At 70.4% G+C, this 23,735-nt stretch carries 22 protein-coding genes; 15 read left to right on the forward strand and 7 right to left on the reverse strand.

What is annotated here, in order from left to right; all coding sequences use genetic code 11:
* The first annotated feature begins 9 nt into the window (after window positions 1-9).
* The 3 genes from ASF58_RS08500 to ASF58_RS08515 all read left to right on the forward strand — a co-directional run bounded on the left by ASF58_RS08500 (window position 10) and on the right by ASF58_RS08515 (window position 3,663).
* Window positions 10-1,473: a Do family serine endopeptidase gene (locus ASF58_RS08500; protein WP_055950438.1), complete on the forward strand. Its 1,464-nt coding sequence runs from the start codon at window positions 10-12 to the stop codon at window positions 1,471-1,473.
* Window positions 1,474-1,907: 434 nt separating this feature from the next.
* Window positions 1,908-2,207, forward strand: coding sequence for a hypothetical protein (locus ASF58_RS08510; protein ID WP_055950340.1), 300 nt, complete (start codon window positions 1,908-1,910; stop codon window positions 2,205-2,207).
* Window positions 2,208-2,346: 139 nt separating this feature from the next.
* Entirely contained in the window at window positions 2,347-3,663 is a 1,317-nt protein-coding gene (locus ASF58_RS08515) for a replication-associated recombination protein A (RefSeq protein WP_055950341.1), read from the forward strand.
* Window positions 3,664-3,718: 55 nt separating this feature from the next.
* Here the strand turns inward: ASF58_RS08515 and ASF58_RS08520 are convergent, their stop codons facing one another.
* The gene (locus tag ASF58_RS08520; protein WP_055950343.1) at window positions 3,719-4,051 is read right to left on the reverse strand and encodes a hypothetical protein; all 333 of its coding nucleotides are present in this window, start codon (window positions 4,049-4,051) and stop codon (window positions 3,719-3,721) included.
* 358 nt (window positions 4,052-4,409) lie between these two features.
* On the opposite strand from ASF58_RS08520, the gene ASF58_RS08525 reads away from it, so the two are divergent.
* The 8 genes from ASF58_RS08525 (at window position 4,410) to ASF58_RS27435 (ending at window position 13,059) form a co-directional block, all read left to right on the forward strand.
* Window positions 4,410-5,912 (forward strand): carboxypeptidase M32, encoded by a 1,503-nt coding sequence (locus ASF58_RS08525; RefSeq protein WP_055950346.1) that lies wholly within the window; start codon window positions 4,410-4,412, stop codon window positions 5,910-5,912.
* A gap of 199 nt (window positions 5,913-6,111) precedes the next feature.
* Window positions 6,112-7,359, forward strand: coding sequence for an Hsp70 family protein (locus ASF58_RS08530; RefSeq protein ID WP_055950348.1), 1,248 nt, complete (start codon window positions 6,112-6,114; stop codon window positions 7,357-7,359).
* Between the two features lie 91 nt (window positions 7,360-7,450).
* Window positions 7,451-8,929: an RluA family pseudouridine synthase gene (locus ASF58_RS08535; RefSeq protein WP_055950353.1), complete on the forward strand. Its 1,479-nt coding sequence runs from the start codon at window positions 7,451-7,453 to the stop codon at window positions 8,927-8,929.
* A gap of 152 nt (window positions 8,930-9,081) precedes the next feature.
* Window positions 9,082-9,567, forward strand: coding sequence for a hypothetical protein (locus ASF58_RS08540; protein WP_055950359.1), 486 nt, complete (start codon window positions 9,082-9,084; stop codon window positions 9,565-9,567).
* A 31-nt stretch (window positions 9,568-9,598) separates the two neighbouring features.
* The gene (locus tag ASF58_RS08545) at window positions 9,599-10,276 is read left to right on the forward strand and encodes an HAD-IA family hydrolase (RefSeq protein WP_055950362.1); all 678 of its coding nucleotides are present in this window, start codon (window positions 9,599-9,601) and stop codon (window positions 10,274-10,276) included.
* A 112-nt stretch (window positions 10,277-10,388) separates the two neighbouring features.
* Entirely contained in the window at window positions 10,389-11,183 is a 795-nt protein-coding gene (locus ASF58_RS08550; protein WP_055950441.1) for an ATP12 family protein, read from the forward strand.
* A 104-nt stretch (window positions 11,184-11,287) separates the two neighbouring features.
* Window positions 11,288-12,820 carry an acyl-CoA carboxylase subunit beta gene (locus ASF58_RS08555; RefSeq protein WP_055950365.1) on the forward strand — a complete coding sequence of 511 codons (1,533 nt, stop codon included), beginning with the start codon at window positions 11,288-11,290 and terminating at the stop codon, window positions 12,818-12,820.
* 110 nt (window positions 12,821-12,930) lie between these two features.
* Window positions 12,931-13,059 (forward strand): hypothetical protein, encoded by a 129-nt coding sequence (locus ASF58_RS27435; RefSeq protein ID WP_277996193.1) that lies wholly within the window; start codon window positions 12,931-12,933, stop codon window positions 13,057-13,059.
* A gap of 55 nt (window positions 13,060-13,114) precedes the next feature.
* Here the strand turns inward: ASF58_RS27435 and ASF58_RS08560 are convergent, their stop codons facing one another.
* The 3 genes from ASF58_RS08560 to ASF58_RS08570 all read right to left on the reverse strand — a co-directional run bounded on the left by ASF58_RS08560 (window position 13,115) and on the right by ASF58_RS08570 (window position 16,138).
* Window positions 13,115-14,068 carry a metallophosphoesterase gene (locus ASF58_RS08560; RefSeq protein WP_055950368.1) on the reverse strand — a complete coding sequence of 318 codons (954 nt, stop codon included), beginning with the start codon at window positions 14,066-14,068 and terminating at the stop codon, window positions 13,115-13,117.
* A 167-nt stretch (window positions 14,069-14,235) separates the two neighbouring features.
* Window positions 14,236-14,451 carry a hypothetical protein gene (locus ASF58_RS08565; RefSeq protein WP_055950371.1) on the reverse strand — a complete coding sequence of 72 codons (216 nt, stop codon included), beginning with the start codon at window positions 14,449-14,451 and terminating at the stop codon, window positions 14,236-14,238.
* A 289-nt stretch (window positions 14,452-14,740) separates the two neighbouring features.
* Window positions 14,741-16,138, reverse strand: a complete 1,398-nt coding sequence (locus ASF58_RS08570; protein WP_055950374.1) for an aminotransferase — start codon at window positions 16,136-16,138, stop codon at window positions 14,741-14,743.
* Window positions 16,139-16,240: 102 nt separating this feature from the next.
* On the opposite strand from ASF58_RS08570, the gene ASF58_RS08575 reads away from it, so the two are divergent.
* A complete protein-coding gene (locus ASF58_RS08575; protein ID WP_055950377.1) occupies window positions 16,241-16,780 on the forward strand; it encodes a hypothetical protein in 540 nt (179 codons plus the stop codon).
* Window positions 16,770-17,498, forward strand: a complete 729-nt coding sequence (locus tag ASF58_RS08580) for an HAD-IA family hydrolase (RefSeq protein ID WP_055950380.1) — start codon at window positions 16,770-16,772, stop codon at window positions 17,496-17,498. Before ASF58_RS08575 ends, ASF58_RS08580 begins: the two co-directional genes overlap by 11 nt.
* A 76-nt stretch (window positions 17,499-17,574) precedes the next feature.
* Here the strand turns inward: ASF58_RS08580 and ASF58_RS08585 are convergent, their stop codons facing one another.
* Window positions 17,575-18,054 (reverse strand): MarR family transcriptional regulator, encoded by a 480-nt coding sequence (locus ASF58_RS08585; protein ID WP_244477236.1) that lies wholly within the window; start codon window positions 18,052-18,054, stop codon window positions 17,575-17,577.
* A gap of 164 nt (window positions 18,055-18,218) precedes the next feature.
* Here ASF58_RS08585 and ASF58_RS08590 point away from each other — a divergent pair, with 164 nt between their 5' ends.
* A complete protein-coding gene (locus ASF58_RS08590) occupies window positions 18,219-18,998 on the forward strand; it encodes a DUF1499 domain-containing protein (RefSeq protein WP_055950386.1) in 780 nt (259 codons plus the stop codon).
* Between the two features lie 7 nt (window positions 18,999-19,005).
* Here ASF58_RS08590 and ASF58_RS08595 read toward each other — a convergent pair whose 3' ends face one another.
* A complete protein-coding gene (locus ASF58_RS08595; protein ID WP_055950389.1) occupies window positions 19,006-19,923 on the reverse strand; it encodes an MBL fold metallo-hydrolase in 918 nt (305 codons plus the stop codon).
* A gap of 175 nt (window positions 19,924-20,098) precedes the next feature.
* Window positions 20,099-21,121, reverse strand: a complete 1,023-nt coding sequence (locus ASF58_RS08600; protein WP_055950391.1) for a DUF2865 domain-containing protein — start codon at window positions 21,119-21,121, stop codon at window positions 20,099-20,101.
* An 805-nt stretch (window positions 21,122-21,926) separates the two neighbouring features.
* On the opposite strand from ASF58_RS08600, the gene ASF58_RS08605 reads away from it, so the two are divergent.
* Entirely contained in the window at window positions 21,927-23,624 is a 1,698-nt protein-coding gene (locus ASF58_RS08605; RefSeq protein WP_055950393.1) for a PAS domain-containing methyl-accepting chemotaxis protein, read from the forward strand.
* The last annotated feature ends 111 nt before the right edge of the window (window positions 23,625-23,735 follow it).

Genomic DNA, 23,735 nt, shown 5'->3' on the forward strand with positions numbered 1-23,735 from the left:
ACGTCCCTCATGCCGCGCACCCTCCTTCTGCTCGTTCCGCTGCTGACCGCGACGCTCGCCGCCGCGCCTGCCACGGCGCAGATGATGAAGTCGCCGGCGGTCCCCGAGCCAGGCACGCCCGACAAGGTCGTCCCCCTCGCCAAGGGCCAGGTGCAGCTCTCCTTCGCTCCCGTGGTGAAGCGGGCCGCCCCCTCCGTGGTGAACGTCTACGCCTCGCACGTGGACACGCGGGGCCAGAGCCGCAGCGCCATGGACGAGTTCATGCGGCGCTTCTTCGGCGACAATGGCGGGGGCCGCGGGCGCGGCGGCGCGCCGGGCGAACGCGCCCAGAAGTCCCTCGGCTCCGGGGTGATCGTCGATGAATCCGGCCTCGTCATCACCAACAACCACGTCATCGAGAACATGAACGAGGTGCGCATCGCGCTCGCCGACCGGCGCGAGTTCGAGGCCACCATCGTGCTGCGCGACCCCCGCACCGATCTCGCCGTGGTCAAGATCAAGAGCCCGTCCGGCGGGCTGATCCCGATGGCCTTCGGCGATTCCGAGTCCCTCGAGGTCGGCGACTTCGTGATGGCGATCGGCAACCCGTTCGGGGTCGGCCAGACGGTGACGCAGGGCATCGTCTCGGCGCTGGCGCGCACGCAGGTCGGCTCCTCCGACTACCAGTTCTTCATCCAGACCGATGCGGCCATCAATCCGGGCAATTCCGGTGGTGCCCTGGTCAACCTCCAGGGCCAGTTGGTCGGGATCAACACCGCGATCTACTCGCAATCGGGCGGCAGCCACGGCATCGGCTTCGCCATTCCCGCCAGCATGGTCCGCGCCGTGGTGGAGACCGCCAAGGGTGGAGCCACCGCCGTGCGGCGCCCCTGGCTCGGCGCGCGCGTGCAGAGCGTGACGCCCGATATCGCCGAGAGCATGGGCCTCGATCATCCCACCGGCGTGCTGGTGGCCAGCCTCCAGGCCAAGAGCCCGGCGGAGGAGGCCGGCCTCAAGCGCGGCGACCTCATCCTCACGGTGGACGGCAAGAGCGTCGACGATCCGGAAGCCTTCGGCTACCGCTTCGCCCTGAAGGGGCTCAGCGGCCAGACCCAGTTCGGCATCCTGCGCGGCACCGGGCGCTCCACCGTCTCGGTGAAGCTCAGCCCCGCGCCGGAGACGCGTCCGCGCGAGACCCTCAAGGTGCGGACCCGCTCGCCCTTCCTGGGCGCCACCCTGATGAACACGTCACCCGCCGTGGCGGAGGAGCTGCAGGCCGATTTCCCCGCGGACGGCGTCGCCGTCGCCAGCGTCGACGAGGGCTCGATCGCCGCGCGGGCCGGCCTGCAGAAGGGCGACATGATCGTGGCCATCAACGGCCTGCCCGTCGCCACCACGAAGGACCTCGAGCGGATCACCCGCAACAGCCTCAACATGTGGGAGGTCTCGATCAACCGCGGCGGCGAGGTCATGACCTCAATGTTCGGGGGCTAGCACGTCCGAAGCGCATCGCCTCACGCCAGCCGCTTGCCTCGGCGTGCGCAAGACGCTAATCACAACCGAAAGTTGAGATCGGTGCGTCGCGTCTCGGACGCCGGATGCCGGAGATGGGCGTGTCACTCAGGCTGCCCTCGAACGTCACGGCGGAACGCGCCGCTCATATCCTCCACGGGGACACGAACGGGGGCGGCCACTCACCGCGAACCGGACATCCCGGAAAGTCGCACTTTCCAGGCTCATGGTCGGATCAGACGATCCTTGATAGGATTTCCGAGATCGCTCTGGATCCGACGCTTCCCAAGCGGCCGAGTTACCAGGGCCGCCTGATCGTCGAAGGGGTGCAATCGGGTGTTCAGGTCAGGGTGGTCGTCGACCGGAACGGCCGGGTCATCACGGGATTTCCTCTCTAGACAGGTTGGTGCTCCGTCATGAGCGACGCCCTTCAGCCAAAAGCCGCGATTCTCGCCCGGATCCTCCAGGCCATCGAGAGCGAACTAAGCGACCACGATGCGACGGACATCCGCTCGTTCATCGCGGCGGGCGAGCTCGGTCTGGCGGCCGATACGCTCTTCTCGGCGATCGCCGCGCACGACATCAGGCTCCACGAGACGGTAATCGCGCAACTCGCCGCCGTGGAAGACCTCTACAACACCTTCGGCGACCTCGATCCCGAAGTGTCCGGGGAGGTGCTGCGGCACGACCAACGGCCATCGTCCCTTCGCCTGTAGTCGACCCTCATCAGAAGTCCGTTTCCAGCGGGTGTTTCGGACGAAGGCGGAGCACCGCGCAGCGACATGCGCCGGATCGTTGGTGACAGGTGCGAAGGCTCGGTTGCTAAGCGGCGTCACCCGCGTCTTTGATGCGCCGATGTCCGATCTGTTCGCCTCGGCCGGCTTGGCAAACGCCGCCCCCCGCCCCCTCGCCGATGCCCTGCGTCCGAAAACCCTGGCGGAGGTCGTCGGGCAGGAGCACCTGACCGGGCCCGACGGGGCCCTGACCCGGCTCCTCAACGCCCGCTCCTTCGGCTCGCTGGTGTTCTGGGGGCCCCCGGGCACCGGCAAGACCACCGTGGCGCGGCTGCTGGCGCACGAGACCGACCTGCATTTCGAGCAGATCTCGGCGATCTTCTCAGGCATCGCCGAACTCCGGAAGGTGTTCGACGCAGCGCGCGGGCGCCGGGCCATGGGGCGGGGCACCCTGCTCTTCGTCGACGAGATCCACCGCTTCAACCGGGCGCAGCTCGACGCCTTCCTGCCCGTGATGGAGGACGGCACGGTGACGCTGGTCGGCGCCACCACGGAGAACCCCTCCTTCGAGCTGAACGCCGCACTCCTGTCGCGCGCCCGCGTCCTCCTGTTCCGCGCGCTCGACGACGCGGCCATCGCCAAGCTGCTGCTGCGGGCGGAGGCCCTGACCGGGCAACCGCTTCCCCTCGACGTGGAGGCGCGGGGCGTTCTGGTCCGCATGGCCGACGGGGACGGGCGCGCCGCGCTGACCCTGGCCGAGGAGGTCTGGCGCTCGGCCAAGCCCGGCGAGATCTTCGATGCCGAACAGCTGCAGGCGATCATCCAGCGGCGGGCGCCGATCTACGACAAGTCCCAGGAGGGGCACTACAACCTCATCAGCGCCCTGCATAAGACGGTGCGCGGCTCCGACCCGGACGCGGCGCTCTACTATCTCTGCCGGATGCTCGATGGCGGCGAGGACCGCCTGTTCATCGCCCGCCGCCTCGTGCGCATGGCGGTGGAGGATATCGGGCTGGCCGACCCGCAGGCCCTGGTGGTGGCGACCGCCGCCAAGGACGCCTTCGACTTCCTCGGCTCGCCGGAGGGGGAACTGGCGCTCGCCCAGGTGACGGTCTACCTCGCCTGCGCCCCGAAATCGAACGCGGTCTACAACGCCTACAAGGCCGCGACGCGGATCGCGAAGGAACACGGCTCGCTGCCGCCGCCCCGCACCATCCTCAACGGCTCGACGAAGCTGATGCGGAAGATCGGCTACGGCGAGGGCTATCGCTACGATCACGACGAGCCCGACGCCTTCTCGGGCCAGGATTACTGGCCGGAAAAGCTCGGGCGCCAGCGTTTCTACGCGCCCACGGATCGCGGCATGGAGCAGCGCTACACCGAGCGGCTGGCCCATTGGGAGGCCTTGCGTCGGCAGCGACGCACCGACGAGGCCTGACCCTCCCGTCCCGCCCGCCGAAGGTTCGCGAACCGCGCGCGCCGGCGGCGGGCGCCTAGTCGTCCGCGCCGAGGCGGAGATGAAAGCCGTCCCGGATGGCGCTCGGGACCGGTCCGGTGAACTCCGCCGCCTCGCCCAGGCGCAAGGCGAAGGCCGCCTCGTTGGTCAGGAGCGGCTTCGCGGCGACGGGGGGCATCGCCTGCGCCAGACAGGTGCCGAGGCCGATGGCCGCGGCGACCTGCGCGCCGATCCAGGGAAGGAGCTTGCGGAGGAGGGGATTGGGCTGCGACCCGGTCGTGGTTGCGTCCAGATTCGCCGGTGGCGTGACCAAGGTCGCCCCGGGGACCACGCCGTTCGGCGCCAGCGGGAATTCGCTGAAGTCGAACACAGCGGAGTCGTGGCTCTGTGGAAAGGGCAAGGTATCCATATCGCTCAGACTGGATCGATTCCGCTAACATCGTCTTAACTGCTTCGACCCGCGGCGAATCTGCACCGGCGCGCAAGAAAGCAAATCTCGCGAGGGACAAGTCTTGCGAGGACCAAGTCTTGCGGGGTGTGCGCTGCCCAGCGCCGGTCGGGCTTCGGGACGACCCGATCGCGCGCGCCGGCCTTGCAACCTGGGGGCCGCCATGGTGGGATTCGCGCCGCGGGCCGTCCGGCGCGTGACGCCCCAGACCCGTTTTCCCGCGGCCGGCCGGCACCGTGTCGTGCCCGCGCCGCGATCCGACAGGACCCTTCGAGCCAGCATGCAGGCCTACGCGATCCTCTCCGCCCGCTTCGCGCGCCTCGGCGCCCTCGGTGACGCCGCAGGGCTTCTCCACTGGGACCGCCAGACGCTGATGCCCGCCGGGGCGGCCGACATGCGGGCCGAGCAGCTCGCGCACCTCGCGGTCATCGGCCACGAGATCCTGACGGCCGCGGAGACCGGCGACCTGATCGCCCGGTCCCTCGACGACGCCGCGAGCCTCGGGCCGTGGGAACGGGCGAACCTGCGTGAGATGCGCCGGGCCTATCTCCACGCCGCCGCGGTCCCGGCCGATCTCGTCGCCGCGAGCTCGAAAGCGTCCTCGCACTCGGGCATGATCTGGCGCGAGGCGCGGGCGCGCGCCGATTTCGCGATGCTGGCGCCGGCACTGGGCGAGACCCTGCGCCTGCAGCGGGAGGTCGGCGTGGCGAAGGGCTCCGCCCTCGGCCTCGATCCGTACGATGCCCTCCTCGACGGCTACGATCCCGGGATGCGCCGCGGGACGATCGACCCGCTGTTCGCCCAGCTGCGCGCCGCGTTGCCGGACCTGATCGCGGCGGCCCACGCGCGCCAGGCGCGGGAGCCGGCCCCGCTGCCGCTGACCGGCCCATTTCCGGTGGCGGGTCAGAGGGCGGTCGGCGAACGGCTGATGCGCGCCGTCGGCTTCGATTTCGAGCGGGGCAGGCTCGATGTCAGCCTTCACCCCTTCTGCGGCGGCGCCACGGACGATGTGCGGATCACCACCCGCTACGATGACGCCGATGCCACCAGCGCCCTGATGGGCGTGCTGCACGAGACCGGCCACGCCCTCTACGAACAGGGCCTGCCCGCCGCGTGGCATCACCAGCCGGTGGGGACCGCCCGCGGCATGACCCTGCATGAGAGCCAGTCGCTGCTAGTGGAGATGCAGGCCTGTCGCTCGGAGGCGTTCTGCGCCTATCTCGCGCCGATCCTGGCGGAGACCTTCGGCCGGGAAGGCCCCGCCTGGAGCGCCCGGAACCTGTACCGGTGCTACACGCGGGTGGCGCCGGGCTTCATCCGGGTGGATGCGGACGAGGTCACCTATCCGGCCCACATCCTCCTGCGCTACGCCCTCGAGACCGCGATGATCGCGGGCGATCTCGCCGTCTCCGACCTGCCCGGCGCCTTCAACGACGGCCTGCACGATCTCCTCGGCCTCACCGTCCCCGACGACCGGCAGGGCTGCCTCCAGGACATCCACTGGCCGAGCGGAAGCTTCGGCTACTTCCCGACCTACACCCTCGGCGCGATGGCGGCGGCGCAGCTGTTCCGCGCGGCGCGGGAACAGGTGCCGAGCGTCCCGGCCGATCTGACCCGCGGCGATTTCACGGCCCTGCGCGGTTGGCTGCGCGACGCCGTCCACGCCCGCGGCTCCCTGCTCGAGACCGATGACCTGCTCACCGCCGCCACCGGCAAACCCCTCGGCGCGCAAGACTTCATGGATCACCTGCGGCTCCGGTATCTCGGCGAGGGGGCGGTCTGACGATCCGCACCGCCGCTGCGGGCTGCCCGAATGCGTGGCGATCTCGCGGGGGTCGAAAAGTCGCGCGGTCCAACCGTTGCAGCGCGCCGCGATCCGCCCCGGCCCGGGGCTCCGCGCGTGCAGGATGGTGGACCGGAAGCGGGTCAGCCTGTAGGCCGACGGCCCCTTACCTCAGCGGACCTGATGTCCGGAGATCCTCATGGCGGCCTGCGGCCTCGATTTCGGCACCTCGAACACCACCCTTGGCCTCGTCACCGGACAGCGCCCGCAGCTCGTGCCCCTGGAGGGGCGCCACGTCACGATCCCCAGCGCGATCTTCTTCCCACCGGGGCAGGCGCCCTTCGTCGGTCGTGCCGCCATGGCCGAGTACCTCGAGGGCACGCCGGGCCGGTTGATGCGGAGCCTCAAGTCGGTGCTGGGCTCGTCCCTCCTGGAGGAGACGACCCCGGTCGGGCGCGAGCGCATCAAGTTCCGCGACGTCATCGCGCGCTACCTCGCAGCCGTGAAGACGCGGGCGGAGGCTGAGGCGGGCCGCGCCCTCGACACGGTCGTCCACGGCCGGCCGGTTCACTTCGTCGACGGCGATCCGGAGGGCGATGCCCGCGCCGAGGACGCCCTTCGCGCGATCGCCACCGGCATCGGATTCCGCCACGTCTCGTTCCAATTCGAGCCGATCGCGGCCGCCCTCGATTACGAGCAGCAGGTCCGCGCGGAGGAGATCGCCCTCATCGCGGATATCGGCGGTGGCACGTCGGACTTCTCCATCGTGCGCCTCTCGCCGGAGCGTCATGCGCGGCCCGATCGCAGCGGCGATATCCTGGCCAACGATGGGGTGCGCATCGGCGGGACCGACTTCGACCGCCGGTTGAGCCTCGGCACGGTGATGCCGCTGCTCGGCCTCGGCAGCCCGATGACGCGGGGCGATATCGATGTCCCCACGGGCTATTTCCACGACCTCGCCACCTGGTCGAGCATCAACCGGCTCTACAATGCCAAGACCCTGCGCGAGATCGAGGAGGTTCGCCGCGACGCGCAGCGTCCCGACCTGCTGGCGCGGCTGCACACCGTCGTCGAAGCCGAGCGCGGGCATTCCCTGGCGATGGAGGTGGAAGGCGCCAAGATCGCGACCTCGGAAGCGGGCCAGGGCCGGATCGACCTGGACTGGGTCGAGGCGGGCCTCGAGGCCGAGATCGACCGGCAGGGCCTCATGGTCCAGACGGACGCGCTCGCGCGACGGATCGCCGAGCGGATCGAAAGGTGCCTCGCGCAGGCCGGCCTGACGGCCGACCGGATCGACGCCCTGTTCCTCACCGGGGGCTCCACCGGCCTGCCGCATGTCCGCGCCGCCCTGACCGCCGGCGTCCCGAACGCCCGGGTGGTCGATGGCGACACCTTCGGCTCCGTGGGCACCGGGCTGACCCTCGAAGCGGCGCGACGCGCAGCCTGACGCCGCCGGGAAGGGCCGAAACATCGGCGCGAACGGGCGACACGCGCCGTGCGCCCTTTGTGGTGGCGCCGTCGGGTGTTACGAGCACGCCATGACCACACGACCACCTTCACGCGGCGGCTCCGGGCGCAAGGGAGCCGGCAAAGGCCCGGGCGCCGGCACCGGGCGCGGCGCTGCTCCTGGCCGCCCCGGCCGGCCCGGCAAGCCAGGCGCCTTCAAGCGGCCGGACCGCGAGCGCACGGGGCCGCGCACCAGCGCCCTCGATGCCGCCCAGCGGGCAGCGCAGGCCCGCGGAGATGCCGCGGCCAAGCATGCGCCCTGGCGCCCCGGTCAGGAGGCCCGGGACCGCGAGACCGGGTCCCCTGACGGCTTCGAACGTGACGGCTTCGCGCAGGACGGCTTCGAGAAACCTGACGAAGCCCCCCGGCGTGCCCCGCGCACCCGCGCCGAGCGGCCGGCACCGGCCGGTGGCGCGCCGGCCCGTCGCCCGGGCGCGGGCCCGCGCGCGACCACGCCGGTGCCGGAGGGACCGACCCGGCGCGAGCAGCGCGCGGCCGCCTCCGCCACCCTGGCCTCCGGCGTCCAGACCCTCACGGTGGAGGAGGACGAGGCCGGGATGCGGATCGACCGCTTCCTCACCACGCGTTTTCCCCAGCTTCCGTTCACCCGCGTCCAGAGCATCGTGCGCAAGGGCGAACTCCGGGTCGACGGCAAGCGTGCCAAACCCAACGACCGGCTCGAGCCGGGCATGAGCGTGCGCGTGCCGCCGCTCAAGCTCGAGGCCCAGGGCGAGCGCCCCCGCTCGGCCGCGAAGGACGCCACCGACGCCGATTTCATCCGCTCGCTCATCCTCTACGAGGATGCCGAGATGATGATCCTGAACAAGCCCTTCGGCCTCGCGGTGCAGGGCGGCTCCGGCACCGTGCGCCACGTGGACGGTCTCCTGGAGGCGCTGACGGGCAAGGACGGCCAGAAGCCGCGCCTCGTACACCGCCTCGACAAGGACACGGCGGGCTGCCTCATCGTGGCCAAGACGCGGCTGGCCGCCGCGACGCTGGCCAAGAGCTTCCGGTCGCGCTCGGCCCGCAAGGTCTACTGGGCCCTGACGGCCGGCGTGCCGCGGGTGGCGCAGGGCCGGATCTCGACCTACCTCGCGAAGGAGGAGCCCACGGACGCGGATGCGCGCATGCGGGTCGCCAAGCACGGCGATGAGGGCGCCGCCCACGCCCTGACGTATTACGCCATGGTCGACAACGCGGCGCAGAAGCTGTCCTGGCTCTCCCTGAAGCCGGTGACCGGGCGCACCCACCAGTTGCGCGCCCACGCCGCCCATATCGGGCACCCCATCGTGGGCGACCCGAAATATTTCAGCATCGAGAACTGGGAGCTGCCCGGCGGCATTCAGAACCGGTTGCACCTGCTCGCCCGCAGAATCGTGATCCCGCACCCGCGCACGGGCCAGCCCGTGGACGTCACGGCCCCGCTTCCGCCGCATATGGTGCAGAGCTGGAACCTGCTCGGGTTCGACGCGTCCCGCTACGATCCCATCGTGGAGGCGCCGGAAGCCTGAGGCCCGCGCCCACCTCCGGGAGGTGCGGCACCTCGCCAGAGGACGAGGGGGAGGGCCGCCACGGTTGCACCTTGGCAAGCGCCCGCCTTACCTTATCCTCCTGATCCATCCCGGCGGGCGCGTTGCCACCGGCCAAGGACCGTCGCGCCACGATGCATCGAGACACGATCCTGACGCCGGCGATCGGCTTCGCCCTCCTGGCACTCACGGCGATCGGCGCTGGCAGCACGCTCAGCACCGCCGCGACCGCACAGGCCACGCCGCCCGCCCAGACCAAGGCGCCGCCGTCGGCCCAGGCGCCGGCATCGCCCCCGCCGCAGGGGACGCCGCCGAATTCGGGACCGCTGCCGCCCTCGGCGCCCGCCGCCCAGCCCCAAGGGTCGGGCGCGCAGGGGCAAGGGTCAGGCGCGCAGGGGCAGGGCTCGCGGCCGGCGGGCGCCAGCCAGGCCGTGGGGACGGCCGGTGGCCGTGGCGCGGCGCAGGTCGGCCGGCCCCGGCGGCGATCCTACGCAGCCTGCAACCGCATCTCGCACACGCGCGGTCTGCGCGGCGGGGCCCGGCGTCGGTTCCTCGTCCGGTGCAAGCTCGGCTATGATCGTCCCCGAAACGGTCAGCCCCAGAGCACCCGACAGCCGTGAGGAAGGCCGCTCACAGCACGAGTCCGCACCCGTGAAGCTCATCGTCTTCGACGTCGACGGAACCCTCGTCGACAGCCAGCACCTCATCGTGGCCGCGCAGGGCGTGGCCTTCGCCGAGCATGGCCTGACGGCGCCGAGCCGGATGGAGTCGCTCTCGGTGGTCGGCCTGTCCCTGCCGCAGGCCTTCCGCCGCCTGGTCGGGGACGACGGCCCGATCGAGGGCCTGTCCGAGAGCTACAAGCGCGCCTTCAACATCCTGCGCCTCGACCCGAGCTTCGAGGAGCCGCTGTTCCCCGGCATGGAAGCGCTGCTCACGCGCCTGCACGCGCGCGACGACGTGCAACTCGGGATCGCCACCGGCAAGGCGCGGCGCGGGGTCGATCGCCTGATCGAGACCCACGGCTGGGGGGGCTGGTTCGCCACGACCCAGAGCGCCGACGACGCGCCCTCCAAGCCCGATCCGGCCATGCTGCTCCAGGCGATGGCGGAGACCGGCATCGCGCCGGACGCCACCGTGATGATCGGCGACACCACCTACGACATGACGATGGCGATCAATGCCGGGGCCGCTGCCGTGGGCGTGGCCTGGGGCTACCATCCCGTCGGTGCGCTGTTCGGTGCCGGCGCCTCCATCGTCGTCGACACCGCGGAGGAGCTCGGGGCCCTCTTCTCCGGCGATCCGCAGGCCGGGGCGGCGATTCGGGCCTGACCGGGCGCGAGGCCCGCGACCCAAGGCGCGAGACCCGAGATCCAAGACGCGAGACGGAAGCGGAGAGGCGAGGCGTCTCGCAGCCCGCGCCGCGATGCCCTATCTGCAGGACATGAGCGACGCTTCCAAACCCGATTGGCTCGGTGCGCCCGAGCCCCCCGCCCAGCCCGATCCGACCCGCGCGGCGCGCGGCCCGGGCAAGCCCGCCTTGCCCCAGCGGTTCTACGCGGAGGCCGGCCTCGCCCCGCATGGCGACGGCTTCCGGCTGACCCTCGACGGGCGCCCGGCGAACACGCCGGCGCGCAATCCCCTCGCCCTGCCGACGCGCGCCCTCGCGGAGGCCGTGGCCGCCGAGTGGGCGGCGCAGGTCGCGGTCATCGACCCCGCCACCATGCCCCTGACGCGGCTCGCCAACACCGCCATCGACGGGGTCGCGCCGCGCCGCGAGGCGGTCATCGACGACCTCTCGGCCTACGCGGGCACCGACCTGCTGGCGTATCGCGCCGGCGATCCCGAGCGCCTCGTGCGCGCCCAGGCCGAGGCCTGGGACCCGATCCTCGACTGGGCCCACCGGGATCTCGGCGCGCGCTTCATCCTGGGCGAGGGCGTGATGCACGTCACCCAGCCGGACACCACCGTGGCGGCCCTGCGCCGGGCGATCGAAGAGACCGAAGGTCCTTTCCGGCTGGCCGCCCTCCACACGCTGACCACCCTGAGCGGATCGCTCGTCCTCGCCCTCGCGGTGTTGCGGGGTCAGGTCGGTCCGACCGACGCCTGGACGGCGGCCCATGTCGACGAGGCGTATCAGGCGAGCGTCTGGGGCCGTGACGCGGAAGCCGAGGCGCGCCACGCCGTTCGGCAAGCCGAGTTCGAGGCCGCGGCCCAGTTGGCACAATTGAGCCGTTAAATCGATTTTCGCGGAAAGCGCCGCGTGCTAAGGCCGGTTCAAATCGCGACCGCCAAGGTTCGTGCGGAACGCGACGGGATCTCTCCAACCAGGGCTGGGCGCGCATGAAGGACATTCTCGAGAAGCTGGAAGAGCGGCGCGCCCAGGCCCGCCTCGGCGGCGGCGAGAACCGCGTCGTGGCCCAGCACAAGCGCGGCAAGCTGACCGCGCGCGAGCGCATCGAGCTCCTCCTCGACCACGGGTCGTTCGAGGAGTTCGACATGTTCGTGCAGCACCGCTCCACCGATTTCGGCATGGAGAAGCAGAAGATCCCCGGCGACGGCGTGGTCACGGGCTGGGGCACCATCAACGGGCGCACCGTCTTCCTGTTCTCCAAGGACTTCACGGTGTTCGGCGGCTCCCTGTCCGAGGCGCACGCGGCCAAGATCGTCAAGGTCCAGGACATGGCGCTGAAGATGCGCGCGCCGATCATCGGCATCTTCGATGCCGGCGGCGCCCGTATCCAGGAGGGTGTCGCGGCGCTCGGCGGTTACGGCGAGGTCTTCCGCCGCAACGTCGCCGCGTCGGGCGTCATCCCGCAGATCTCGGTCATCATGGGCCCCTGTGCGGGCGGCGACGTCTATTCGCCGGCCATGACCGACTTCATCTTCATGGTGCGCGACACGAGCTACATGTTCGTGACCGGCCCCGACGTGGTGAAGACGGTCACCAACGAAGTCGTGACCGCGGAAGAACTCGGCGGCGCCAAGGTCCACACGACCAAGTCCTCCATCGCCGACGGCTCGTTCGAGAACGACGTCGAGGCCCTGCTGCAGGTCCGCCGCCTGGTCGACTTCCTGCCCGCCAACAACATCGACGGCGTGCCGGAGATCGAGAGCTTCGACGATCCGCTGCGCCTCGACCTGAGCCTCGACACGCTCATCCCGGACAACCCGAACAAGCCCTACGACATGGGCGAGCTGATCCGGCGCGTGGCCGACGAGGGCGACGTCTTCGAGATCCAGGCGACCTACGCCCGCAACATCATGACGGGCTTCGGACGCATCGAAGGCCGGACCGTCGGCTTCGTGGCCAACCAGCCGATGGTTCTGGCCGGCGTGCTCGATTCGGACGCCTCCCGCAAGGCGGCCCGCTTCGTGCGCTTCTGCGACGCGTTCTCGATCCCGATCGTCACCTTCGTGGACGTGCCGGGCTTCCTGCCGGGCACCGCGCAGGAATACGGCGGCCTGATCAAGCACGGCGCCAAGCTGCTCTTCGCCTACTCCCAGGCCACCGTGCCCCTGGTGACCATCATCACCCGCAAGGCCTTCGGCGGGGCCTACGACGTGATGGCGTCCAAGCACGTGGGTGCCGACCTCAACTACGCCTGGCCGACCGCGCAGATCGCCGTGATGGGGGCCAAGGGCGCCGTGGAGATCATCTTCCGCAGCGAGATCGGCGATGCGCAGAAGATCGCCGAGCGCACCAGCGAGTACGAGGACCGCTTCCTCTCGCCGTTCGTGGCCGCCGAGCGGGGCTACATCGACGAGGTGATCATGCCGCACTCGACGCGCAAGCGCATCGCCCGCGCCCTCAGCATGCTGCGCACCAAGGAGATGGAGCAGCCCTGGAAGAAGCACGACAACATCCCGCTCTGAGGGCGGGGACCGGCCCGGTATCCGACCGGGCCGGCGTCGCGAAACATTCCGGTGGCCTATTCCCGGAACGGTGCCATGATCCCGCACCCACAACCGGGAGGAGACAGGTCATGGCGACTGAACAGAAGCGTGGAAGTCGCGAGGCGAAGAAGCCCAAGAAGCCGGTGACGAAGACGATCGCGGCGGCGCCCTCGACCAAGGGGACGGTGGTGGCCGCGCCGAAAGCCGGCAAGAAGTAGGCCCGCAGGGCACCGGTGCGGGTCAAGCCCGCGCCGGGTTGCGGCCGAGGACCCTTCAGCCCTGGGCGTGCCCGGTTCCCTGGACGGTCTTGCCCGCCGGATCGGACGCACTGCCGAGGTTCAGCAGGACGATCTCCGGCGGCACCCCCAGGCGCACCGGGATGCGGCTGACGCCGAACCCGCCCGAGACGATCATCTGGCGGCCTTTCCGGACCACGTGGCCGTAGGCGAAATCGTTGTTGCCGTGGATCGCCGCAATGGCCGGCGAGTAGCCGAACAGGCGAACCTGTCCGCCATGGGTATGGCCCGCGAGGGTCAGGGACACGCGGTCCGGCACGTCGAGGAACAGGTCCGGCTCGTGGATCATCAGGAGCACGGGCGCGGAATCGGTCACCTTCGCGAGCGTGCCCGGCAGGTCGTCGCGCCCACCCGCGTCATCGTCCACGAGGAACGGGATCTGGTCGCCGACGCCCGCGATCCAGAACGGCTTGCCGTCCTTCACGAGACGCAGGGCGTCGTTCTCCATGACGGGAATCCCGACCCCCTCCAGCGCCCGCTGCGCCTCCACGGGTCCGTCGCGGCGTGCCTGCGCCTGCTTGTCGTCCCACCAATCATGGTTGCCGAGGATCGAGTAGACGCCGAGGGGGGCGCGGAGCCCCGACACCACCCGGGCGAAGTCCGTCAGCGGGACCTTCCGGTAGGTGACGTTCGGTCCGGCCGGGTAGTCCCCCAGCATCAGGATGAGATCGGGCTTCAGCGCATTGGTGGTGTCGACGATCTCGGCGATCCGGTCGAGGGGCATGAACGGCTCGCCGACATGGAAGTCGGCCAGCACGGCCACGCGCAGGGACAAGCCGGGGGTCCAGTTCGGAAGGACAGGCGCGTAGGGCGTGACGACGAGCCGGTAGAGCGGCTCGATGCCGAAGGCGTAGACGCCCGTCGACCCGACGACACCCGCACTCGCCCCGAGCCCGGTCAGGAACTGCCGGCGGCTCGGCAGGATCAGCATGGTCAGGCTCCTCGGTCGCGCGACAGGCGCGGTGCGTCCCTCTCGCCACAAAAGATGACGAAAGCGAGGAGCGTGCCGCAGGCGCGGTGACGGATAGGCCCGCGGCGTCGAAGAAGGAAGACCGCTGCGGTGGATTCGCGCCCGGCGACGCAACCCACCCCGGTCGGTCAGGAGAGGGGCGTGTCCTCGTGCTCGAAGCGCGCCGAGCGTGTGCCGCTCAGGAGCCCCGTCCGGGCCAACTTCTGCGCCGTGGACACGGCCTGCACGGCCGCCGCCAGGGCCGGAAGCGCAACGGGCCGGAACGTCTCGGCCTGATGATCGACGATGATGGTCGAGCGATCGGAGCGTCGAGCGGTGCCTGAAGTCTGTTGGTGCGGATGCATATCACCAGTGTCCTGTTGTGCTCGACAGCTTCGGTCAGGGTCTCGTGCTGAATCCTGAGCGATGAACGTCTCGCGGGCACCCAATGGTTTGACCCGGACGCCTGTCGAGCGACGTGAAGACCATACAGCCGCGGCCGACCTGAATGAAAGCTTAAGGCGCTCACGATCCCTCGACCAAAGCGCAAATCAAGACGCTTACCGAGCTCCACAACACTTAAGCAGCGACAGTTTTGCGGCGCAAAAGACATCATGCACTGCGAAGAAGACCTTCGCAGTGCCGTCTCGACCCTCACGCTTCGCGGAGCGGCGCGGCCTCGAGCTTCTGCTCGGCGATCCAGGCCGCAGTCCGGTCGAGGGCGCGCGTCAGGCGATCGAACAGGGTGTCGATCTCGGACGGTGCGATCACCAGGGGCGGGCAAACCGCGACGCGGTCCCCGGCGAGGAAACGCACGATCAGCCCCTCGGCCTGGGCGAAGGCGACCACCCGAGCCGCCACACCGGCCTTCGGTTCGTATTGCCGCCGGGACGCCTTGTCGGCCACGAGCTCGATGCCGCCGATGAGTCCGATCCCGCGCGCCTCACCCACGAGGGGATGATCGCCGAGGGCCGCCAGGCGCGCCTGGAACTGCGGCGCTTTCTCGGCGACCCCCTCGACGATGCGGTCGCGCTTGTAGATCGCGATGGTCTTGAGGGCGACCGCGCAGGCGACGGGGTGCCCCGAATAGGTGGTGCCGTGCCCGAAGGTCCCGAGCTTGGCGCTCTGCTGCACCATCAGGCGGTAGAGCGGCTCGTCGACGGAGATGCCGCCGAGCGGGAGGTAGCCGGAGGTCAGTGCCTTGGCGAAGGAGAGGCTGTCGGGCCGCATACCCATCGCCTCGGATCCGAACCAGGTGCCGAGCCGCCCGAACCCGCAGATCACCTCGTCGGCAATGAAGCGCACGTCGTGCCGGTCGAGCACGGCCTGGATCTTGGCGTAGTAGCCCGCGGGCGGGAGGATGGCACCGCCGGCACCGAGCACCGGCTCGGCCACGAAGGCTGCGACGGTCTCGGGGCCCTCGTGGAGGATCACCGCCTCCAGCTCGGCGGCGAGGCGGGTGGTGAAGGCCTCCTCGCTCTCCCCCTCCTGCCCGAAGCGGTAATGGTGCGGGCAGCCCACATGCAGGAATCCCGGCAGCGGCAGGTCCCAGTCGGCGTGGTTGGCGGGCAGGCCGGTCATCGAGGCGGTGGCCACCGTGACGCCGTGGTAGCCCTTGATGTGCGAGAGGATCTTCTTCTTGCGCGGTCGGCCGAGCGCGTTGTTCATGTACCAGGTCAGCTTGACCTGGGTATCGTTGGCCTCGGACCCCGACGAGGTGAAGAAGATCTTCGAGGTCGGCACCGGCATGAGCTCCTTCAGGGTCTCGGCCAGCTCGATCGCCGGGTCGTGACTCCGCCCCGAAAACAGGTGCGTGAAGGGCAGGCGCGACATCTGCTCGCTGGCCGCTTCCACCAGCTCCTCGTTGGAATAGCCGAGCGCCGTGCACCACAGCCCGGCCATGCCCTCGAGATAGGGTCGGCCGTCGCTGTCGTAGACCCAGACCCCGTGGCCACGCTCGATGACCAGCGGACCCGTCTCGCGAAAGGTCTCCAGGTTGGTGTAGGGATGGATCAGGGTTTCGACGTCGCGGGTCGCGAGGTTCGAGAGCATATTTTTGCCTGACGGTTGGCTGATGGCCGACATGGGTGCGAGACTGTAACGAGGGGCGCCCGCCGTAGAAACCCGCGCGTCGTCGCAACCGGACCCGAACCCATGCTCGACCCCGCAACCATCGTGGCCCACCCCGCCCCCGGCCGCGCCTGCGGAACCTGCACCCTCTGCTGCAAGGTCTACGACGTGCCGGCGGTGGAGTCCGTTGCCGGGCAATGGTGCCGGCACACCAAGCAGGGTCGGGGCTGCGCCATCCACGCGACCCGGCCCGATCATTGCCGTGCCTTCCACTGCCTCTGGATGACCGAAGCCTGGCTCGGCCCGGAATGGAAGCCCGAACGCGCCAAGATGGTGCTGAGCCTCGACCCGGTCTCGCGGCACATGAACGTGCAGGTGGATCCAGGCCAGCCGAATGCCTGGCGGCGCGAACCCTATTACGGCCAGCTCAAGCGCTGGGCCGTGTCGTCCCTGGCCCAGAAACGCCACGTCCTGGTCCATCTGAACAAGACCACCACCGTGGTGCTGCCCGACCGCGACGTGCCTCTCGGCGCCTTCGAGCCGGGTGACCGCATGGTAGCGCGCGAGCGCATGACCCCGCAGGGCGTGGTTATCGAGGTCGAGAAGGTCCGCGATGCGGCCTGAGACCCTGGGAACGACGATCCGCGGCATCCTGTTCGACAAGGACGGGACGCTGGTGGATTTCGACCGGACCTGGGGACCGGCCGCCTATTCGGTGATGACCGCGCTGTCGGGGGGCGACCGGTCGCGGCTCGAGGCCCTCATGCGGGTGAGCCACTACGACGAGGTCGGCCAGCGCTTCGCGCCGACCTCGCCGCTCATCGCCGGCTCCTCGGCCGGCTACGGCCCCCTCTGGGCCGAGGTCCTGGACCGGCCCGCCGGCCCAGCGCTCTACGCCGAGATGGACGCGCTGTTCCGCGCGGCCGGCCTCGCGGCGCTCACGCCGATCGGGTCACCGTCGGACCTCGCCGCATGCCTCGTCGCCGGCGGTTTCGCCCTCGGGATCGCCACCAACGACGCCGAGGCCTCGGCGCGGGCCCAATGCGCCGCCCTCGGCCTCGCGTCGCACTGCGCCTTCGTGGTGGGCTATGATTCCGGTCATGGCGCCAAGCCGCAGCCCGGAATGGTCACCGCCTTCGCCGACTCCCTCGGATGGCCCGCGAACCGGATCGCCATGGTGGGGGATTCGCCCTACGACCTCATGGCCGCCCGCGCCGCCGGGGCGATCGCGATCGCGGTGCTGAGCGGCCCGCTGGGCCCCGCGGCCCGGGACGCGATGGCCCCCCTGGCCGACGTCATCCTCGACTCGGCGGCGGACCTGCCGGCGCTCCTCGGGCTCTAGCGTGTGTCCGGGATCAGCGAGAACCGGTTCGCCCGATACGACAAACGTCAAGGCAGGGATCGACGGTCTGTCCGGCTCAGGATGAGCCTGACAGACCCTCGCCGGCTTCGCCCGTGACCGGCTGCTCCCGGGCCAGATCGCGCCACCGCAGCACGAGGCGCTCGAAATCCGCGATGTCCTGCGCCGGCAACTGGCCGAGGGTGCGGGCCACGTACGCCTTCTGCGCCACGATCCCCCGCGTGGCGAGGTCCGCTCCCGCGGCGGTGAGGTAGAGGGCGTGCGAGCGCCGGTCGCCCGGGATCGGACGACGCTCGACGAGGCCGGCTTCGACGAGACGATCGATCAGCCCGGAGACGTTGCCCTTGGTGACGTAGAGCCGCGCCGCGAGGTCCTGCTGCGTCATGCCTTCGCGCTCGGTGAGGGTCGAGAGGGCATCGAATTGCGGGATCGACAAGCCCAATCCGCGCAATTCCCCGGCCATCGCCGCGGTCACCCGCCGGTTGAGGCGGATGAAGCGAAACCAGACCCGCAGAGGATCGGCAGCCTCGGCGGGCATCGGAGTGGGTGGGGGCGCGGGCATCGTCGGGCGGCTATAGCAGAGACGGCGCCACTCCCGGAAGCTTCGCGATGCACGGCCCGGGTGGCGCCGGGGAGCGCGGACCGGTAAAGCTCCCAACGCACGGCCCCGCGGATCTTCCGGACAGCGAATCTCGTCACAGCATGCGTCGTCTGCCCTACGAAGATCCGATCACCCGCGCCGGCCCGGTCTCGCGGACCGTTGCGGTGCTGGCGCTCCTCGTCAGCCTGTTCGCCCTCCTGCTGGTGCGCGATCCGCGCGCCGAGGCCGGCCCGGCCCTGGCGACCCTCGGCGCCGGTCTCATGCTGGCGGTCGCCGCGGTGCTCCTCGCTCTCATCGCCTTCGTGCGGGTCTGGCGCGAAGGTGCGCGGGGCCTCGGGGCGGCCCTGGCGGGCCTGTTCCTGGCGAGCCTCGTCCTCGCCTATCCGGCCTACGCCGCCCTGCGGGCCGTGAGGCTTCCGGCGATCGCGGACGTGACGACCGACACCGACAATCCCCCGGCCTTCTCGCGCTCCCGCACCGCCTTCGCCGCCCGCGATGGCCGCTATCCGCCCGATCCGGGCCCCGCCGCCCGGACCGCCCAGCGCGCGGCCTATCCGCAGATCGCGCCGCTGACCCTCGACCTCGATGCCGACGAGGCCTTCGAGCTCGCGCGCAAGGCGGCCGTGAACCGCCGCTGGCAGATCGTCGAGGCGATCCGCCCTGGCGGCCGTGTCGGGAACGGCCGCATCGAGGCGGTGTCGCGCGGTCCCATCCTCAACCTTGCGGATGACGTCACCGTGCGGGTCCATCCGCGGGCGGACGGGGCCCGCATCGATGTCCGCTCCGCCTCGCGCCTCGGGACGCGGGACCTCGGCAGCAACGCCGACCGCATCCGGGCCTACCTGGACGAAGTCGCCAACCTCGCCATCGCGGTGAAGTGAACGGGCGTCAGGCCGGCCTGTAGCGGCTGTCGAGCCGGGGCGGGCCGTCGCTCCGCACCATCCCGCGTTCCACCAGATCCTCGAGGTGGGCGAAGACCGACAGGGCCGCCGCCCCGCGCAGGGCGGGGCTCAGGCCCTGGTAGATCGACGCGACGATGGCGCGGATGTCCCGGTCGCCCGCCTCCAGGCGGTGGCGGATCGCGCTCTCGCGCTGACGGCGGTGGGTGGCGAGGCCCCGCACGAAGCGGCGCGGATCGCGGACCGGTCCGCCGTGACCCGGCCAGTAGATCGTCTCGTCGCGGTCGCGCAGGGCCTCGAGGGACGCCATGTAGGCGCGCATCGCGCCGTCGGGGGGCGCCACGATGGTGGTCGACCACGCCATGACGTGGTCGCCCGAGAACAGGGCCGCTTCCTCCTGTAGGGCGAAGGCGAGGTGGTTCATGGTATGGCCCGGGGTCTCCAGGGCCTCCAGGGTCCAGCCCGGCCCCGCGACGGTGTCGCCCGTGCGCAAGGCCCGGTCGGGGACATGGTCCCGGTCGGCGCTGGCATCGAGCGGGGCGATCTCGCCCGCGCCCAGGCTGCGCGCCGCCCGGTGCGGACCGCAGCCGAGGATCGGCGCTCCCGTGCGGGCCTGGAGCAGCCGGGCGCCCGGCGAGTGATCCCGGTGGGTATGGGTCACCAGGATGGCCGTCACGGGTGCCCCGGCGCAGGCCGCGACGAGCGCCGCGATGTGCGCCTCGTCCGCCGGGCCGGGATCGATGATGGCGACGGCCTCGTCGCCGACGAGGTAGCTGCAGGTCCCGGTGGCCGTGAACGGTCCGCCGTTCGGTGCGATCCGCCGCCGGACCAGGGGCGAGAGCCGGACCGTCTCACCGCTCGGAGGCGGAGCCCGGTCGAAATCAGGATCGGACGGCGTCTCGCTCATCGGGGCTCCTGAGCGCGTGGGATCGAACCCGCCCTAAGCCATCGCCGGTGCAGGGACAACGCCCCGCAGGCGGCCGGCGGCCGCTTCTGAAAGCGAAGGACGGCCGGCGGCCGCTTCTACAGGCGAAGGACGGCCTGCAGCCGCTTCCACAGACGAGGATCGGCCAACGGCCGCCTCAGTAGACGAAGGGCGAGGCCATCACGACCCGGGTCGGTGCCCGGGCCGGAACGAAGCGCGGCTCGACTTCGATCGGCGGCGGCACCGGCTCGAAGCCGGCGGAGGCCGCCACGCGGATGCGGGGCGCCCGATCTGCGCTGCGGACCCCCTGGCGGAGGGCGCGGGCATCGGCCTCACGGCGGACCACGTCGACCTTGGCGTCGATGTCGCGCCGCGCGCGACGCGACAGGCCGCGCGCCTCACGGAAGTCGACGACGGTGAAGCCGCCGGCGCGGAGCGGCGTCACGACGGCCGCACTCGCCTCGGTGGCGACGACGTCGCCGGCGCGCGCGGTCATGTCTTGGAGGATCGACAGCGGCGAGGCCACACCCTGGTCGGGCTGACAGCTGCAATGCTCCACGCGCTTCGTGCGATAGAGGTTGGCCACCGCAAGGCTGCGGTAGGGCTGTCCGTCGAGGCCGACGGCGCGGTCGAGTTCGGTTTCGCCGCCTCCTAAGGTGAAGAGCCGCGTCGGGGTGTTCGGGCAGGCCGCCGCGCAGGCGGCCTCGTGGACCGGCAGGTCGGATCGGGCGCCGAGGCGTCCGAGGGGGAAGACGTAGCCGTCGCAGGATCGCACGCAGACGGTGCGGGCGCCCATCGCAGTGCGGGCCGGGCCGACGGGACCCGCCGCCATCGGCCCGACCGCGGCCGGAGCCCGGGTCCGCCGGGCTCGGATCGGCCGGGTCGCCGTCGCCTCGACGACGGGGCGCGGAGTCTGGCGCAGGGGCCGCACGGCGCTCACCCGTCGGGCGTCGGGAAGGGACACGTAATGACCGCGCCGGCGCGCAGGCAGCGATGCCGCCGGAGCCGGGGCCGGCTCGCGGAACAGCGTCTCGAGGAAGTTGAAGAGGCCCCCCTGTTCCGAGGCCTTGACCATCGTCGTCCCCGCCGTGACCCCACCGAGGCCCAGCAGGAGCCCAGCCAGCGCCGTCGCGACCATCTGCTGTCGCGTACCGGCCGGTGCGAGACGCTGCCACTTCATACCCGCCGGCTCCGATTCCGTCGCTCTGATCATCTGGGCCGCATCGCTCAGCGCGCGGCGTCCCCACGTACGCATCATCACGGACGAGGCGCAACGGCGGCAAACCACCGAGACGGGCACGCGCGCGGACGATGCTTCGGCGCCCCGGACGGTCCAGGGCCCCGCGCGGCGGCGGCCCTTCCCTTCGCCGCTTGCGGCCTGGACCTTCCCTAAGGGATGCAGCCAAGCCCTGGAAACATAACTTATGATACGCGCTAATCGAATGATGGATCCGCTGGGCCCGACCGCGTCCCCGGAAGTGAAACCCCACCACAGGACGGCACCGCCGACGGCAAGCCCGGTCTCGGGAAAGATGACGGCCCTGCGCTCATCGGCGAAGTCCTTCGACACCGCCTCACCGCAATCGGTCCGGAGCCGCGGGAGGCGAACCCGACGGGCGAAGAGTACGAGTAATGCTTCGTGAAAGCCGACAACATGCCTGGTGCGTATTTCACGTATGATAATGACCTGGATTACAGATCTGCGGGTCGATCACAGGGAATTGAGCCGCGCTTTAATTGAGACTTAAGCCTTGTCCGCTTCCATCGGCGAGCACCCGTGAGAGTGCCAGCGGCTTCTTGCGAGGCTGCAGCAGAAACAGGCCACAGGGGATGTCGAGCGTTCCGGATCGTCGAGTCGACAACACCGTTCCCCCGGGGAATCGCGCCGCGCTTCCTCACCGGTGGCAGGGCCCGTCTCACGGCCCCCACGGAGGGCGCGGAGCTGTCGGCATCGCAATGGACCGCATCGCAGCCGAGGATTGCCCATGACGTTCTTCAACAGCCGCACCGCGGCGAAGCTCGAGGCGCTCGACCGGTCCCAGGCCGTGATCGGGTTCCTTCCCGACGGCACGATCGTGGCCGCCAACGAGAATTTCCTGAAGACCGTGGGCTATGACCTCGCCGAGATCAAAGGCCAGCATCATCGCATCTTCGTCGATGGAACGGATCGGGACAGCCCGGCCTACAAAGCCTTCTGGGCCGCCCTGGCCGGGGGAGAATTCCAGCGTGCCGAGTACAGACGGATCGGCAAGGGCGGCCGCGAGATCTGGTTGCAGGCGACCTACAATCCCATCCGGGGTCGGGACGGCCGCGTCACCGGCGTGGTCAAATTCGCCACCGACATCACGGAGGAGAAGCGGCGGAGCGCCGATACCCTGAGCCAGATCGAAGCCATCGACCGGTCGCAGGGCGTGATCGAGTTCGACCTCGACGGAACGATCCTGAGCGCCAATCGCAATTTCCTGAATGTGGTGGGCTACAGCCTCGAAGAGGTGAGGGGGCAGCATCATCGCCTGTTCGTCGACGGCCCCGAGCGGGACAGCGCTGCCTACCGGGTCTTCTGGGAGGGATTGGCCAAGGGCGTCTTCCAGAGCGGCGAGTTTCGGCGCGTCGGCAAGGACGGCCGGGCGATCTGGCTGCAGGCCACCTACAACCCGATCCTCGACCCGGCCGGGCGGCCGATCAAGGTGGTCAAGTTCGCCACCGACATCACGGCCGAGAGGCTGCGGACGGCAGAGCTGCAGGGCCAGGTTGAAGCGATCGGCCGCTCGCAGGGCGTGATCCATTTCGACCTCGCCGGGCACGTCCTGGATGCGAACCCGAACTTCCTGGCCGTTCTGGGCTACGATCTCGCCCAGATCCGGGGGCAGCACCACCGCATGTTCGTCGATCCGAGCTATGGGGCCTCGGCGGAGTACGGCGCGTTCTGGACCGCCCTGCGCCGGGGCGAGTTCCAGAGCGGCATCTTCCAGCGCGTCGGTGCGGGGGGCCGCATCGTCTGGATCCAGGCCTCCTACAACCCGATCCTGGACATGAGTGGCACGCCGTTCAAGGTGGTCAAGTACGCCACCGATATCACGGCGCGGATGCGCTCGCAGATCGAGGCGGCCAGCGCCTCGTCGCAGACCCTGGTCAACGTCCAGACGGTGGCCTCGGCCGCCGAGGAATTGAACGCCTCCATCGGCGAGATCGCCAGCAGCCTCGCCCGATCGCGCCAGGAGGTGGACGAGATGGACGAGCGCGCCCAGAAGGCCGATCGGTCGACGGGCCAGCTCGCCGACGCCGCCACGTCGATGAACGGGATCGTCCAACTGATCCAGGGTGTCGGAGGACAGATCAATCTCCTGGCCCTCAACGCCACGATCGAGGCGGCGCGGGCCGGCGAAGCGGGGCGCGGCTTCGCCGTGGTGGCCGGCGAGGTCAAAAACCTCTCCAACCAGGTCACGAACGCCACCGCACGCATCGCCGAGGACATCAAGACCATGCAGACGGTCTCCGGCGACGTCGTCACCTCCCTGACGGCGATCGGACAGGCGATCGACGTGGTTCGCGGTTTCGTCACCGGCGTGGCGTCTGCGGTCGAGGAGCAGAGCGCCGTCACCCAGGAGATCTCCATGAGCATGCAGACCGCGGCCCACGGGGTGGCGCAGATCGATCGCAACCTGCAGGCCCTCGCATCCTGACGGCCGGCGCAGCCAAACGACGCGGCATCGCGGACACGCCGACTTAGCCGTTTGCTCTTTTTATAGCCCCTGCTATAACTCGGTGGGCTGCCTGCAGGCGCCTGGCGGTCC

Source organism: Methylobacterium sp. Leaf125, from assembly GCF_001423085.1.
GTDB lineage: Bacteria > Pseudomonadota > Alphaproteobacteria > Rhizobiales > Beijerinckiaceae > Methylobacterium.